At 42.3% G+C, this 15,591-nt stretch carries 11 protein-coding genes; 1 reads left to right on the top strand and 10 read right to left on the bottom strand.

What is annotated here, in order from left to right:
* Window positions 1-367 precede the first annotated feature (367 nt).
* Window positions 368-709: a hypothetical protein gene (locus ABWV76_RS01195; protein WP_353375005.1), complete on the bottom strand. Its 342-nt coding sequence runs from the start codon at window positions 707-709 to the stop codon at window positions 368-370.
* 482 nt (window positions 710-1,191) lie between these two features.
* Here ABWV76_RS01195 and ABWV76_RS01190 point away from each other — a divergent pair, with 482 nt between their 5' ends.
* Window positions 1,192-1,551, top strand: coding sequence for a hypothetical protein (locus tag ABWV76_RS01190; RefSeq protein WP_353375004.1), 360 nt, complete (start codon window positions 1,192-1,194; stop codon window positions 1,549-1,551).
* A 270-nt stretch (window positions 1,552-1,821) separates the two neighbouring features.
* Here ABWV76_RS01190 and ABWV76_RS01185 read toward each other — a convergent pair whose 3' ends face one another.
* The 9 genes from ABWV76_RS01185 to pdxH form a co-directional block, all read right to left on the bottom strand.
* A complete protein-coding gene (locus ABWV76_RS01185) occupies window positions 1,822-2,157 on the bottom strand; it encodes a hypothetical protein (protein WP_020411827.1) in 336 nt (111 codons plus the stop codon).
* Between the two features lie 38 nt (window positions 2,158-2,195).
* The gene (locus ABWV76_RS01180) at window positions 2,196-2,702 is read right to left on the bottom strand and encodes a hypothetical protein (protein WP_020411826.1); all 507 of its coding nucleotides are present in this window, start codon (window positions 2,700-2,702) and stop codon (window positions 2,196-2,198) included.
* A gap of 165 nt (window positions 2,703-2,867) precedes the next feature.
* Complete coding sequence (locus ABWV76_RS01175) at window positions 2,868-3,467, bottom strand: hypothetical protein (protein WP_353375003.1); 600 nt, start codon at window positions 3,465-3,467, stop codon at window positions 2,868-2,870.
* Window positions 3,468-3,480: 13 nt separating this feature from the next.
* The gene (locus ABWV76_RS01170) at window positions 3,481-7,446 is read right to left on the bottom strand and encodes a DUF637 domain-containing protein (protein WP_020411824.1); all 3,966 of its coding nucleotides are present in this window, start codon (window positions 7,444-7,446) and stop codon (window positions 3,481-3,483) included.
* A 19-nt stretch (window positions 7,447-7,465) separates the two neighbouring features.
* Window positions 7,466-9,859, bottom strand: a complete 2,394-nt coding sequence (locus ABWV76_RS01165) for a hypothetical protein (RefSeq protein WP_353375002.1) — start codon at window positions 9,857-9,859, stop codon at window positions 7,466-7,468.
* Between the two features lie 1,021 nt (window positions 9,860-10,880).
* Window positions 10,881-11,261, bottom strand: a complete 381-nt coding sequence (locus ABWV76_RS01160; protein ID WP_020411822.1) for a hypothetical protein — start codon at window positions 11,259-11,261, stop codon at window positions 10,881-10,883.
* Between the two features lie 114 nt (window positions 11,262-11,375).
* A complete protein-coding gene (locus ABWV76_RS01155) occupies window positions 11,376-12,773 on the bottom strand; it encodes an RDD family protein (protein WP_353375001.1) in 1,398 nt (465 codons plus the stop codon).
* Window positions 12,773-14,464: an Hsp70 family protein gene (locus ABWV76_RS01150; RefSeq protein WP_353375000.1), complete on the bottom strand. Its 1,692-nt coding sequence runs from the start codon at window positions 14,462-14,464 to the stop codon at window positions 12,773-12,775. Before ABWV76_RS01150 ends, ABWV76_RS01155 begins: the two co-directional genes overlap by 1 nt.
* Window positions 14,465-14,726: 262 nt before the next feature.
* Complete coding sequence (gene pdxH, locus ABWV76_RS01145; RefSeq protein WP_020411819.1) at window positions 14,727-15,365, bottom strand: pyridoxamine 5'-phosphate oxidase; 639 nt, start codon at window positions 15,363-15,365, stop codon at window positions 14,727-14,729.
* Window positions 15,366-15,591 lie beyond the last annotated feature (226 nt).

Below are 15,591 nucleotides of genomic sequence, written 5' to 3'. Positions count from 1 at the left end.
GAGCTCAACCTTCTCACTTTATTGCGACACCCCATAAGAAATGCCGATAAATCAGTATATTACAACTCAACAGAAGACTGATGAAGAATTAGCAGAAGAGAGCATCAAAAAAACTATTTATGGAGTAGAGACAATCCAATATCAGGGCAAGAGAGCTGAAATATTGTTGTGAGCCAAGTAACTAAAGGTCACTCTGCCTATCATACGATCATTTTAAAAGGCCGCATAATAAATGCGGCCACCTAATACAACCTTCTCACACCGCAGAGTGCGCCCCCTAAGAGGAGCTAGTTGCCAATATTGTACCAAGCAAAAGTGGGGCTGCTCTAGCTAGAAGACATTACCAGTTTTCAAACTACAAAAACCTTTACAGAACACGCAATGAAATAATCTCACAGGTCTTAAAGGCGCTGCTTCCACTCCAAAGGCTGTCAGTATCACCAACAATCCGCACTGTAGATTTGGCATGGAGTGACGCCAAGATAGAAACCACTGAGTTTTTTTGGCCTACACTCTCTTCCGACTTTATCCAATACTGATGACAACTCTCAGTTTCAGCGTCCAACTTCACGACCACTTCGCCATCTCTAGAGGAGGCACTCGAAAACACCTCGATATAGCGCACTGTCGATTCGTTAGCATCCCCTAGAGCCAGCACATCTACAGCTAAAAGGACCATAGTAAAGCTCAAAGCACTTAAAAATCTCATCAACACCTCAAAATTTAACTCTCAATTTACAACAATCGATCAACTGCTAGAAATTATAAGATTTTAACCTAATGACGTATAGGTATAGCCTTAAAATCTGTTAACCTTGAATGTCAAAACTAATTATAAATTATACCTGAGGCGTAATCGATAGATTCCAAAAACTGCGATAGTGCTCTACTGAAAAAACCTGATATTGTAGCCTTTCATTTACCCTCAATTTTTTAATTTGAAAAAATCAGTCTCACTTAAGCTTTTCAGGGATCATAATTGTACAATTTAATTATTGCATATAAGATCAAAAGGTCTAATCAAACAAACGTCTAAAGAGTGAAGTGAAAGCATAATATGCCTTACCCCCAAAAAGCATACATTATTACCAACAATCGAAAAATTTACTAACATAGGAAAATCGAATATAATCACTTAATGTTTTACAGTAAAGAAAAATACCCTCACCCAATTATTCAATAGTATTTAAAATGAAAACATTTTTAGCCTTACTACTTATTTTTTTACCTACTATATGCCTCGCTGAGTTCACTTTTACAGGAAAGTTAAGTCAAATTCACACTGGGCCACAGTATCAGGGTAAAATTTTTGTTAAAGTTCAGGGAGCACCTTCAGGAGAGGTTTCCTGTTCAACCAATACAAACTATAGTTTTGCGTTTGACGGTATAAACAAAGATGCTAATGATAGTACCAATGAAGAGGGCAAAATATATCTCAGCCTGCTTTTAAGCGCCCTCGCCGCCCAGCAGACTGTTACTTTGAAGAGTAGCGATGACTGTACAACTTACCACAATGTTGCAGATTTGAGGAATCTCTCTGTTATGCCATAGAAAATATATAGCCATCGATTTGCCGTTTAACTTTTTAAATTAGGTCGAGCTTAAAACAATACAATCTACCCACTAAACAAACTGGCATTCAACTAGGCCTCTCACTTTTTGAATGCCGGCTTATATGCGCAAGGGAACGAAACCAAATAAAAATAGATCGTCCCATTCTACTAACTCAAAGCCTCGACCGTTAACAAACTCAGAATCATTCAGATCGATTATGTCCTGGGCAAGGCAAATTTATTGGACACGGTACCATTACTATTTTTTCTACTCAGGAAACATAACTGAAGACAGCAGTATTTTGGAGCCCGTATTATTGCACTCATAATAGCTAAAGCTAACGGTTTCCTTTGCCATATACGCAGACAGTAAGAATGAGAGCTTTGTATCAAATAGTTTTGTATCCTCAACAGTAAGATGAAAATCCACATCACTTTTACAGTTTATTTCTGAGCTGGTATTGGTGAAATTTTGCAATCTAATTTCAACTCCAGCATCGTGGACTTTCATATAGGAAATTTTTGAATAGGGAGTCCATTCGGCTCGACCTAGCAAAGGTACAAAGAAAATAATTAAGAACAATACTTTTCCGAAATCTTTCATTTTTTCTCTAAACAACAACCATCTTCTTCTAAACAGTCTTAACCAGTAAAAACTGTGGACTCCCACTCTTTCCAATTCTCACCACCCAGCTTGTGAGATCTAGCCCCTTGAATAAATGCTTCTCTAAATGCAGGAAGATTATTTGCAAATACTTCACGAAAATCGTTAGGAGCACTAACAATAAGTCGGCTCACAGGCTTAAATGGGTATTCAAAGAGCTGGATCAGGCTTAAAGGCTGCTTCATTTCCTTTAATTTTGCTTCGATCACATAAGCATCAGATTTACCTCCACCTTGAAGGTTCACCTTTCCTTCACGTGCATAGCACCATCCTGTCCAATCTTTTTCTTCTTTCGCTATAGCCGCACGGGCTTTCTGATCTGCTAAAGCTTGTGACTCTGCTTCGAAAGGAGTAATCACACTTTGTTCAGCATCAAAAAAACAACAAAAAGGAACAAGCAATTCCTCTTCTTTAGTGACGCTACCTATATATAAAGCATTACAGAGAGCAAAACCTGAATGATAGCCCAACAGTTTGATATTCATTGGAATGCCTTCTTAAAATTATGACTGATACTCGATTAAATATAAAATTAGCTCAAATGCCAATTAAATAAAACCAAATTTTAATATGTGAATTTGGCTAAAGATGCGTAAAGCTTTTTATGTAGTGAGTTTAAGGGCAAGACGAACCTTGCCCCCATTTTAAACTCAAGAAAAATAATCCAAAACCTTGCCAATAAGCTCTAGCTCTTGATGACCCTCGGGATCAATTTCTTTGCGAAGCACCCGTTTTATATAATCCGTATCTCCAAGCAATCCACGCACAATACAATAGTGTGTAGCCCAGATACCACGTGTTTCTTCAGGTACACTTAGGTAAAACGACTCTTTGCTGTCTAGACAATATTGCTTTCTTAAGTACGCCTGCCCAAACTCGATTATATTATCCAGGTCACGCATAACTTGCGCCACAGCTTCTCCCTGGCTTCCGAAATCTTTAGCATAAACTGTTAGATTAAAAGGGTTCTTTAGGTCATCTATTCTAATTCTCCTTGAAAAGGTAGCAGTTCGTCTCAGAGGAAGACCTGAAAGATGAGATGAAATATCTTCCACCTCTTTAATATAAACACCTGCAGCCGGCTGGATTGTTACCCAAGCAGGAGAACCACTAAAATTCCAAAAGGGTGCTATTAATAGATCACAAAATTTCACTGGACGAGATCTAAACCTATTAGAAACAAACTGCCAATCTGGGAGTTTGGTCGCCTTTCCCTTGGCGGCCTCCAAGATTTCTTTTTTAAAAGTCATGGTAGACCTGCCTTTAATCATGTGGAGATTTTGTTGACCTTAGAATATAAACAAATATCTCATCCATCTGTCCTCTGAACCCGCCTTCATCAGCATTAGCACCACATGCACTTGCCTGGCCGGAGGTACATGCATCATAAACTACTTTTTGGTTTGATGTTAATGTTGCATTCCCTGTCTTAACTTCGAGAAGTGCACGTCCCTCTGAGTCAAGCTGGATCTTTCCTCCAGGTATATGATTGCCATTTAGATCATATAACTCAAAATCATCGGGTACATCAATAGCTCCATCTCTTCCGCCACCGGTCACTGAAAGATCTGCCCGCGCGATCATACCATGATATTCGTGCCCCTCGTTGTCATACTGAACAGTCACTTCTTTTTGAACTTTAATATTCGGTATTTTTCCATATTCAATAAAAATAGCATCAACCTGCTTATTATGAAATATGCGGTACTTATCGACATTGGCTGCAAATGGCGAACTAGTGGGAACTTGAACACCATTTTCATCTACATAGAAGTAATAAGATCCCTTCTCACTTTGTAAAACCGGTTTGCCATCTTCTAAAACTCCAGTATCTCTATATGCAACTCCCTCGCCCTTTTTACTAATATAAAGATCACCCTTCCGTTCGTAGAAGTCTGTCAGCCCATCTAAATATTTCTCTGTATCTACTTTACCGCCATTTAATTCAAGTCCCTCTTTATCATCTCGCAACTCTCTTCTGAGAATATATCCCTTAAGCCCCTCAAGAGCTAACTCACTTTTCTCACCAAGGAGGGTTAAAAATGCATCTCCTGTTTCTTTGGCAACATTTCCAAGCTGCTCCCCCCAGACTTTAATTGCTTGGAAAAGCTCATTCTCATCCATCTTAGAAATGAGCTTATTACCAATTTTTCCTCCAGGGAACAGAGTAAGAACTAAATTGGTAGTACCATTAACAATAATATAATCAGCTAAAGCTTGATTACCTGCATCGACTCCTCCATCACGATAGGCCTCGTATATCGGGTATAAATCGACACCAAGTAGTGCAAGGTCAATTGCTTTTAAAATAACTGGGATTAAGAATATGAAGAGTGCATTATTCTCAGCAGTGATAGCGCCAACATCCGCTGCCGTATTAACACCCGCCGCTTCCGCACCCGCTAGAAATACAGAAAGTCCAGCAGAGAATCGAGCTAAATCTACTCCTTGCTCTTTTAACTCTGTAATTTGCTGCTCAATTGCACCTAACCCGTATTCATAACGGAAAATATCTGCAATCTGCTCACGAGAATAACCCCTACTCTCATAATCTGCTACATCGTCACCATATTTTTTAAATAGGTTATTGATTGCAGTATTCGCTTTATCAACCTGAGGCTTAGTTCTTTCCCTATAGACAGTGGCGGTAAATTCTCCAATAACTGCACCAGCTCCACCACTTACACAACCATCAGAGGCATTTTGCTGGCCAGAATTCTCTGCAGTAAGTACACCAATAACACAACCGGAACCCGCATGTGCGATATACTTCATCGCCGTATCCCAGTTACTTATCTCCGTATTAGTATCCTTAGGATCCCAAGCTTGCCCAATTTTTTTTGCCATATGGGCACCAAGACGGTTGATCCCATTCTGCATCAGTGACTGAGTAAAAGTATCCTCAAAGTCAGAATCATAAACTCCTGTTTGTATTCCTGCTCTAACTGCAGCATGAGTCACAGCCTGAGCAACCTGCTGCAAAGGTGACAAAACACTTTGTGCTGCTGCCGCATCGAAGGCAGCCTGGAAAGCTTTATCCGCAGCAGCGATATCACTAGGATTGATCGCTATCGCGGCATCAAAGGCTTCTTTACCTTTATTTATGGCATTCGTATCCGCTCCAAAGAAAGTGGTATCAACCTGATGTAAAACACCTGCAGTCACCATAGCAACAGCCAGCCCTTTAAAGGTCTCTGAGGATGCTAAATTCTCCATTGATCCAGCAATATCGCCATCGACAATTCCATTTGCTAGTGCAATAACTAATTGAGTCTCAAGAGTAGCGGTACCTGCGGCAACTGCGGCCTGCATCCAGGATGATGCAGTAAGGCTTGATCCTCCAGAGGCAATAGCCATAGCTATTGAAATCACAGCAGCAAAAGCTGGTGAAATACTAGTGCTGGATTCATTCCACTCTTCGTACTGAAGTTCAATAGCTGTCCAGTCAGCATTTGGAAATTCAGAGCGTACATATCCCATCCACTCCAGTCCTTCCATTTTGGAAAGCTGAGCAATTTGTTCATCCATCGATAAGGAGCGGTCACCTTCATATTCCACGTTTACGGTGGAAAAGGCTTTAACTGCAAGACCACCAACAATTGAATTGGTGACAGCTTTTTCAATAACGTGACCTTCAGACTTAACCGATACAGTAAATAAACCCTTTTTAATTGAGGTGTAGCTATACTGGTCTGTCTCTGTTGTCATCAACAGGTTGACACCGCCGTTTTTGGCCTGAATTTTCGTGCCATCTTCACTGGATATATCAGCTGCGCGGAGGGTGATATCTCCATACTCACTATGCAGTCGAATACCTTCGCCAGCATCCAGAAGTGAGCGTATTGCTACCGTCTGATAAATAGATTCTTCAATCTTTCGCTTACCATATTTCCCTTTTCTATAAGATTCCCTGACGTTCAGATTGTCTTCTATGGTAATACCGAGACCAGACAATATCTCAATATGACCGCTATCGCTAATAATCTCAGAAGCATCAATTAGAATATTTCCCTGTGCTATCAGTGCAATGGTATCGCTGGCTGAAAGCTTGGAGGCCAAGTGAGCAATTGAGGAACTGCGATAAGATATCCCTCCAGAAGACCCTTCTCGACGGTTGGTGATTTGCTGACTGCCGATATAGATATCACCACCCGCTTCGAATCGTATGGATTCTCCTGCAGAGACTACAGATCCTTGTAATATAATATCGGAGCTGGTTTTAAAGTAGATATCGCCTTCAGCATTAATTTCTGCTACAGGACCAAACCGTTCAGATTGAAATTGTCCTAGGTTGTAACGGTGAACAATAGTGCGGTTTTCAATAGAGTGCGCACCAATAAGCAAGTCTCCTTCACTTGAAATCAATCCGGAAATATTCTGCAGGGAACCTCCTGCAACTATTTTTAGATCATCTTCGGCGATTAAGTTACCCTGGTTATTAACCAAGTTCTCAGCAATCTTTAGGAATGAAGCTCTGCGGAGGGTAACATCGGTGTTGTCTATTTGTAGTCCGCCAAGCTCAACAAGACTACCGCCAAATTCATTTTCATCACCGGTAACTTTTTGTGCATCTATGGTGGAAGACTTCAAATAGAGGATAGGAACCAGAACATTCTCACCATTGATATAGCGCACTTCTGGCCAAATCATATCGGTTGTAATCTGACTGGCAGATAGCCCAAGAGGTTCGCCAAATATTTTCCCGGAAACGAGTGCATAGTTATATGCGTTATCATATAACTTGCTAATTTGCTCGCGTTCTGTGCCGTAGACCTGCGTATTAATCAGATTCCTGCCGAGCTGGGCATAGACTTGTGAACGAATATAACGACTCTGGACAAAGTTTGTACCCACCCGCTTAATTAATGGGTAGTGAGGCAGAATAACCGTAATATCGCCTACCCCAATGGGTATCATCAAGGGCGCAGGTAGATTTTCCTTGCTGCTTTCTTTTAAACGTTTAAAAAAGCTCTCTATATTTACATCTGTTTGATGGGCGTTTGTATCCAAATAGTCAGCGGACTTAAATTGATATTCGTTGTTATTTTCTCGCTGAAATAGATGATTGGCATTCAGCTCAGCTTCAATAAGTGCAGATTCTATAATCCCAGCAACACCAGCCATAGCAGGCATACATAGCTGCATAGAGAAAAAGAAAGTCACCACGGAAGCTATGAGACGCTGCCACTTGGTGTAACTAGACCTTTCTGTCTTTTTTTCTGTATTCATTATCATACTTCCCTAAAACCTAGTCCCACCAGTCAAACTCTTGATCGAAAAAGCTTAGAACGGCATTCTTAATCTTTTCCATGTAAGCAATCACGACATCTGTAATCGACTCAGTTTTAATTACCCCTGAAACACAAGAATCATCAACAGGATCCTGCTGATTTACAATGCACCTAGTTTGAGTAATTCTGATCTCATCTTGAGCAGTGCTTGTATATATACTGTAAAATGGGACTCCATTTTTATTGTATTGCTGTTTGTCACCGTAGGGTATGTAGAATTCCCGTGATTTATAATCAGCAATTGCAAGATTTTGATAATAAGCAATGGGATCATGCTTAGAAAAATTCACCGTCGTCTTAGGACCAATGAAATTACCTTCCACATGAAAGAGTGATTCTTTCTCATCCTGATTGACACGGACAATGGTTGTCTCAACAGTTTTGGGTTCACCCGGCTCAGTACAAACCCCATTTCGCCCCTTCTGTAAACATGTGTGATAAACGGTAGTATAGGTAGTATAAGAAACCTGTGAAATTGCTATACCCAATTCTTTTAGTTTAGGAGTATCCAGCGTGGCATTGCCAAAAACCTCGAAGAAGGCGGTGTTATTGATAAAACCTGTATTTGCTTTGAGATTAAAGTCGCCAACAGTATGAATTAGACCTGGTGGAGAATAGTAATAAAAATTTTCTTCCCACTTATCAGACTCTCGTTCAATAAGTACTTGGGAGCGATAACGTTCATTAGTTAATAGATTCGTATCAATATAGACAGCGCCTGGTTGATTCAAGCGCATAACAGCAGAGGAATTAACTACATAGTTATCAGCCTTAATAAAGAACTGAGTTTCCGCAGAAACCAAAACCTGATTAGCTAGTGCCGCATTTAATGGCACGCCTGTAGACCAGTCATCCCCTGGTGCTTTATACACATAGTAGGGGTTAATATTTTCGAAGGCTTTGCCTTTAATAGTTAGTTTATTAGATAAGATATTGGCTGCAAGAGTATCAGCTTTTTGTTTACCCTGCGCTTCATTAGCATCTAACCCTAGCGCAAAAAAAGTACCCAACTCAGCAGGGCTAATATTGTTTATATCCCAGCTCAGCAAGTTATTATATTGATTATATTCACTCAAGAATGGCGTTCTGGAACCATTGCGAATCAAACCTTTATCGGATTTTAAATTAACCAGATTACCCCGGATGATTCCACCAAAGGAATTAAGCAGATTATCAACAACTGAGATATCTACTCCAGACAGCCCCTCGATTTCCCCTTTATTGAATACATCATTGGCGGCAATTTCTGTTTTGGTAGTTAATATATTCGCATCATTAATAATCTGATTTTTTGCAAGCACCGATAGTGTATGTGCATTGATTTCTGCATTCTCGTTTATGATTAAGCTGTCATAAGATTGCAGTGTAACACTGTTATCAGATGCCAATTTACTGTTGATAATCAATGGCGAACTAAAACTCTGTATCAGTATCGATTCTTCATTGATCACATGAGTATCTTGATAGCTCGTTGAGTAGATGAGATTACTACTGGTATCAATATTCGTTGCAATTCTGTACCAAGTATTAGCCATTGTGGCCGTAACAGATGTAGAACGAATAGTGCCATTCAAGGTTGTGTAGGAAGAGGGCTTTGCTTGCGAGGGGATATTGGTAATCTCTCGGGATTCATACCTCAGTGAATAGTTACCCAAGTACAGGTTAACCGCCCCACCACCTGTGGTTAAGCGACCCGACGTATCACTAATGTAATCCCCACCAGATGTTAAGGAGACGTTCTGATGTGTATTAATTTCACCATTGAGGCTCATATAACGCCCCATGACATCGACTGACAGCGCACCTGGAGCCGAAAGCTGGTTGATATTAATCGTTCCTAACAGTTTAATATCACCGATATTACTGGTGCTATCGGATAAACTTTTACTGAGGGTGCCAGCGGCTAGGGAGATACGTTGAAAGTTGGCAAAACTACACCCAGAGCAAGATACTGTGGAGCTACTGCTATCTGTAATGAAAAGTACATCTGCTGGCTCTCCAACCAGCTCTATATTGTTAGCCAGGGACAGATTGTTAGACTGAATAACAATTAATGTGGCTGGCAAGCTCGTTGAACCGGAGAATTCAGGTAAATTAAGAATCTTTAGTGATTTATTCGATACTGAGAAAGTAGAAAACCGGTTAACAGAAATCCCCGAATCGTTAGGAGGCCTGATAATAAGATTTTCAACACTGCCATCTTCAGTGCTTGTTATCAGCTTAATATCTGAAGCATGCTGAGACGCAGGTAAAATCTGCGAGGCTATTACCACTTCACTGACACATAAAAATAACCAAAGGCTAAGCCTTAACCACAACCCCATAACTCCACTACCTTTTTTAGTAAGCAAAAATTCTTAACCCCAAAGATTTATGCTTGTATTACCTAATCACTAACACCTACAACTAAAAGAATCTATCTTCCAAGGGATGAAACATAGCTTACCAATAGACTGCCGGATGGCGAATCCTATATTCACTCTGTTGAAAGTCAAGCATCAATTTCTCCACCCTAAAAAACATAAGGGCAATAAGGAATCAATTGGATTTAATATTGCGGGACTTTATGATTCAGTACAAAAATAGAGTAGCGATAGAGCAAGAGAAACGAAAAAAAGAACTTAACTGTCATAAGTGACATAGTGTACTTTCATTCAATCCCACCTAACTTGCCTTAAAGCTATTGGAATAGGCGATAGGAAAATAAGGACACCAAAGATGCCCTTAAAAAATTTCAAATAAATCACTGGATGAAATCCAATTCTTCAACTGAAACCACTCTTCAACATTAAATAACAATTAAAAAGATATATTGATTACTAAAAGCAAAAAAATCCTATAACTATTTAGTATGTTAGGGGACTTATAAACCCCCACTTAAACTAGATGGCAAAAAAGTAAATTTCTGGGTAAGTGGATGCGGTGGGCAGCCTAATCAATATCCAAAGATAAGTTCTGTTTATCTGAATTCATACTAGAGGAGTTCTGAAAGCAGTTACCTATAATTAAAATTCGCTCTTTGCAATAACAAATGGCTGCTTCTTAAATTCGCCCCAATTGACTTTTATAGCCAACAAGCAAGTGGTGGATTAAATATTATCCGTTACTTTAGCTACGCAAATGGCAAATAAATTCATTACAATATATATCTTAAGTCTGCATGGAAAATCATGCTTAATTAATCCCAATTAAAAACTGGATAGAATAAAACCCATATAAACATAGCACTCTTTAAACAATAAGGGGTTACCATATTTTACATTGTAAAAGTAGCACTAAAAAGAGAGGCGGTTCTGTCTTTACACCGCCTCTCTTTTATTAGGGCTATAATATAATCATCTATGCGTAGACGATAATTTTTTGGATTTATAACTATTTGCGAAGAATATCTATTCGATATGCAACCGGAATAGTATTCGTTCCATTCCACATCTTACAACGGTCTTTACCATCATAAGCCCCAAATGCTACCTTGTTACCGCTTAAGTAGGCAGCCAATAAGGCACTATACATCTCCTGCCCTTCTTCTGTGTCAAACTCAATGGCGACATACCTGCCAGCCCCCCAATTCTTATAAGTTGCAGTGCATCCATTGGGGTTAGGCCCCTCATTTGTAAGAGTAGCAACAGCATACCCTTTATAGGTACGAAGATACTCAACAGGACTACTCCCCACATCGTAAGAGAGAGTTTGCCCACTCAGTAAAACCAAGCTACCTAATAACCACTTTGCAGAATGTAAAAACTTACTCATTATAAAAACTCGTGAGAACTCCAAATTTGTGAGCTGTTTGAACCATAGCTCTGAAGGCGCAAATATATCAAAGACACCATCTGTTCATCTATAGACTTCCTATCTTTCAAAATCCTACCCTCTTAATTTTCGCAAATGCTCCTCACGGGATTTACGCATATTGATGACATGGCTTGAGCTGAGGCGGTCGTGCATCAGGTTTCCACCTAGGAAGCAGTTAATCAACCAACCGATCTTACCCAACGGTAGGGTGAGGGTGAAACTCAGTAGGCGCCAAAGGCCGTGGCCATAGCCTATTCGCTCAAATTTTTTGTTGGTGACTTTGTAGCCCATCAAATATTTACCCGGCGTTGCCTGAAAGTGGGAGCTCTCTGCAATCCAGGCCATCAGCAGATAGGCCAGGCAACAGATTCCCAACGCTATGGTTGTGGCGGCACCTTCTGGCATATCGTAAACCTTCATAATTACAATGGAGGCGATAAAACCGACAGCGACGTACAACAACGATAAATCCAGTAAGACCGCTACGCCTCGAGCCAGCAGGTGGCCAAAATAGTATTGATCGTAGGTTTCTTCCGGCTGGATAGCTTTCTGCCGGATCAGCTTGCGCCCACCTCGAAGCCCTTGGGCAGGGTCCACAGTAACTTCTTCGCTTTGTAGTGAATTGAAAATGCAGTCACAAAGAGATTCATCCAAAGCGCCGTATAAATAGGGGGCATTACCATTCCAGTCGAACAGGTTATTGCAATACTGAATAATATTGTTGGAAATCTGTATTTGTTTTTTATCTTTAGAGGCACACTCACCTGCCTGCAAATTTATTCGGGCAAAACGCTCGAAAATTGTGAGACCCAGATTCCAGTTATATTCCTCATCGAGCATATAAGGTGTATCGGTGAGAAAACGCCAATTTACTTTTTCATTGAATTCACTGGGTTCTTGCAGCAGCCTATCCACTTGCTCCAGTACTTGATGGTACTCGGTAATTCGCTGTGCTCGCTGTGGATCTTGCTCAGTAACACCCTCTTCAATAGGATTTTCTTGTGCATCCCTACCTTCAGAATGCTGCTCTTCAGTATGTTTCTCTGTAGAGGCCCCCTGCTGTATCTCACCCCCAGTTTCCTGATCCTGGACTTGGTTAAGGTCATGAGAGACTTCTGATGGAGCTTGTTCAATAGCTTCTGGGGAGTGATCTTGATGATTCAGTTCACTACCTTGTTGTTCCTGCGGCTCTGCCTGCCCCTGTAATTGCGCGGCCTCAGGGGAAAGTGTAGCCTGCTCAGCATTGGTAATTTCCGCAATAGCCTCAGTACTTTGCGACTCCTTACTTTTCTCATTCTCTTCTTTTTGACGCTCGGCAGCTTTCAGCGCCCATTTATAGGCGCTGTGTAACTGCTGAAACTCTTCTGGCTTTTCATCCGGGCGGGTATGCTTCAGTTTTTTTGCATAGGCACGCTTGATCGCCCGCGCATCATCACAGGGCGCTAGCTCGAGTATCTCCCAGGGGCTCATTAAATCCAGTCCTCAACGTCGAGCTTATCAAATATTTCAGTGAGTTCGGCACGCGTCTTGCTAATCTCCACTAGGTTTTGTTTATCCAAAACCCGGTCGAAGCTTGCGAGTAATTTAGAAATATGGTCGCGCTGCTCGCCGAGGCTCGCTTCGTACAAGCGTTCACCACGGGCGAGCAGCGCCCGGTTTTCTTCATCTTCACGGGGGTGAAATTTGAGCTTGGCCAGTTTTTCCAGGGCTTGGACTCTATCCTGTTCATTCAGGGCGCCCGGCGTAAATTCCACTAACTTATTAAATGTTTTACCGGTGGAAACGACGGTGATATCCACTTCCAGCAAACCGTTCATATCGTAGCTATAGCGGACTTCCACAACTTCCTCGCCCCTGGGTTTTTTGGGTACCGGTACCGTGAGTTCGCCCAGATAAACATTTTTCTTTACCAGGCGATTTTCCCCCTGGTAAATATCGATACAAACTTCGTTCTGATCATCGCGGGCAGTGCAGACGCTTCGTACGATACTCACCGGCACCACGGTGTTGCGCTCAATAATCGGCAGGAAGTAATTGCCCAGCTGCGGGCTGTCTTCGTTCACTATGCCGGTACCCAGGGTGTAGGGGCATACATCGGTGAGAACAATATCATCCAACGCGGAATTTTTTTCCTTGAGCCCGGCTTGAATAGCCGCTCCCATGGCGACAACGGTATCCGGGTCCAGGTGGCAGGAGGGTAAGCGGCCAAACATACGCCCCACCATAGAGCGGAACAGGGCCAGGCGGGTGGAGCCACCCACCAGTACCACTTCGTCAATTTTAGCAGACGGCAAATCGGCATCGCGCATGGCGCGCTCAATCGGGCGCTTGGCTCTCAGCAGCAGCGGAGTGCTGAGTCTCTCAAACCATTCGGAAGTCACTTTCCACTCAACTTCACGACCACTAAGGTTTAATTTAAGTAACTGCCCCGCCTGCTGGCTGATACGGCGCTTGGCCGTTTCCATCTGCATATACAGGTTCTGCAGTTCGCGTGGTTTCAGTGAGGATTTTTTCAGTTTTAATTCTTCCAGAACACTGTCGATCATCGCTTCGACAAAATCCTCACCGCCAAGGTAGTTATCCCCGGCACTGGCATGTACCTCCATAATGCCATCGAAGAATTCCAGGATGGAGACATCGAAGGTACCGCCGCCCAGATCCAAAATAAGAAAATTACCTTCACGTTTATCATGCAAACCGTAGGCTATAGCTGCCGCAGTGGGCTCATTGATCAGGCGTTCTACCTTCAGGCCGGCTAATTCCCCAGCCTGTTTTGTTGCTTGGCGTTGGTTATCATTGAAATAGGCTGGCACACTAATCACAGCCTCGGTAATTTCTTTATTCAGGAAAGCCTCAGCATCTTCTTTCAGGGAACGTAAAACCAATGAAGAGAGTTCAGTTGCACTAAACTGCTGACGGCCTAGCTTAATTTTATGATCGGTGCCCATTAAACGCTTAAAGGCAGCAACAGTGGTATCGCTGTGATTGATCAAGCGTTCTTTTGCAGTTTTTCCTACGACCAGTTTGCCAGCCTCATCTAAACTGACAACTGATGGGGTCAAGGTCTCTCCAAGGCGATTGGGAACCAGTTTCACTCCATCGTCTGTCAATACCCCACAAGCGCTATTAGTGGTTCCCAGATCAATCCCAATAATGGCCATAATACTCTCTACCTATTTTTAAAGGCTAAGTAAGCAAAAAAATCGAACCCACAGTTTTTGCAACCGGTTTTCTACTTTGTTTATTGCGCAATATTCTAAGCGGCCAGGCATATTAATAGCCAGTTGGTGCAAGCGAACGAAAGCGAGTTTTTAACACAGAAAATGAAAGCGGTAATAAGCCGCTTTCATTTATTTTGCTACTCAGGGAAGGGAAAGGTGCAGTCCGCTAACGAACTACAGCCGAGAAATTGATAGGAGTTATTCAGGGGGAAAGGCGCTGAACCGACCAGCTGCCGCTATCATCAGCACAGTAAACAAAACGATCGTGCAGGCGATTTGCTCCCCCTTGCCAGAATTCCACGGAATGCGGCACAACCCGGTAGCCACCCCAGAATTCAGGCAAAGGAACCTCACCGCCATCAAAGCGGGCTTTTTCTTCTTCAAACTGCTTTTGCAGCTCTTCGCGGGAAGACAGGGGCTGGCTTTGGTGAGAAGCCCATGCGGCCAGCTGGCTGTCCAGTGGTCGGGACTGGAAGTAAGCTATAGCATCCTCCCTGGATACCGGCTGAACCTGGCCATAGACAATGATCTGACGCTCCAATAAATGCCATGGGAACAAAAGTGATACTTGCGGATTATCGGCCATGTCCCTGGCTTTTTTGCTCTGCAGGTTGGTGTAAAACACAAAACCGCGTTCATCAAAACCTTTCAGCAGAACGATCCGCTGAGATGGCTGGCCCGCAGCATCCGCAGTGGCCAGGCACATCGCAGTAGGATCTTTAAGGCCCGCTTTAACGACCTCCTCCAACCATTGTCGAAACTGCTCCAGAGGCGTAGGCTTCAGCTCAGAACGACGTAAACCGCCGAGTAGGTATTCTCGGCGCCACTGATCGATTTCCATGGTGTTACTTCCTAAGTTGCTATTGCTCAATAGTGTATCTGGCGAGTTGTGGCAAAGGTATTTTTCCGCGAGTAACTCGTCAAATCTGCTCCCCTTCCATCCCGCCAACGGTAAATGAAAGCGCGACAGCCGTACAAAGTTTCCTGTCGCGACGCAGGGGGAATCTCAATTTTCCTGCGATTTTCATCTCGCAGATGCAGACTCTGCGGGCGCTTGCGTGGCATTT

It is taken from the genome of Microbulbifer sp. NBRC 101763 (assembly GCF_040371615.1).
Lineage (GTDB): Bacteria > Pseudomonadota > Gammaproteobacteria > Pseudomonadales > Cellvibrionaceae > Microbulbifer > Microbulbifer variabilis.
Note: the sequence above shows the minus strand (reverse complement) of the source record. Positions and strands in the feature narration are given on the sequence as shown.

What these genes read in the sequence shown, in the direction of transcription:
- ABWV76_RS01195 (WP_353375005.1), bottom strand. Translation starts at nt 709, where the DNA reads ATGAGATTTTTAAGTGCTTTGAGCTTTACTATGGTCCTTTTAGCTGTA.
- ABWV76_RS01190 (WP_353375004.1), top strand. Translation starts at nt 1,192, where the DNA reads ATGAAAACATTTTTAGCCTTACTACTTATTTTTTTACCTACTATATGC.
- ABWV76_RS01185 (WP_020411827.1), bottom strand. Translation starts at nt 2,157, where the DNA reads ATGAAAGATTTCGGAAAAGTATTGTTCTTAATTATTTTCTTTGTACCT.
- ABWV76_RS01180 (WP_020411826.1), bottom strand. Translation starts at nt 2,702, where the DNA reads ATGAATATCAAACTGTTGGGCTATCATTCAGGTTTTGCTCTCTGTAAT.
- ABWV76_RS01175 (WP_353375003.1), bottom strand. Translation starts at nt 3,467, where the DNA reads ATGACTTTTAAAAAAGAAATCTTGGAGGCCGCCAAGGGAAAGGCGACC.
- ABWV76_RS01170 (WP_020411824.1), bottom strand. Translation starts at nt 7,446, where the DNA reads ATGAATACAGAAAAAAAGACAGAAAGGTCTAGTTACACCAAGTGGCAG.
- ABWV76_RS01160 (WP_020411822.1), bottom strand. Translation starts at nt 11,261, where the DNA reads ATGAGTAAGTTTTTACATTCTGCAAAGTGGTTATTAGGTAGCTTGGTT.
- ABWV76_RS01155 (WP_353375001.1), bottom strand. Translation starts at nt 12,773, where the DNA reads ATGAGCCCCTGGGAGATACTCGAGCTAGCGCCCTGTGATGATGCGCGG.
- ABWV76_RS01150 (WP_353375000.1), bottom strand. Translation starts at nt 14,464, where the DNA reads ATGGCCATTATTGGGATTGATCTGGGAACCACTAATAGCGCTTGTGGG.
- pdxH (WP_020411819.1), bottom strand. Translation starts at nt 15,365, where the DNA reads ATGGAAATCGATCAGTGGCGCCGAGAATACCTACTCGGCGGTTTACGT.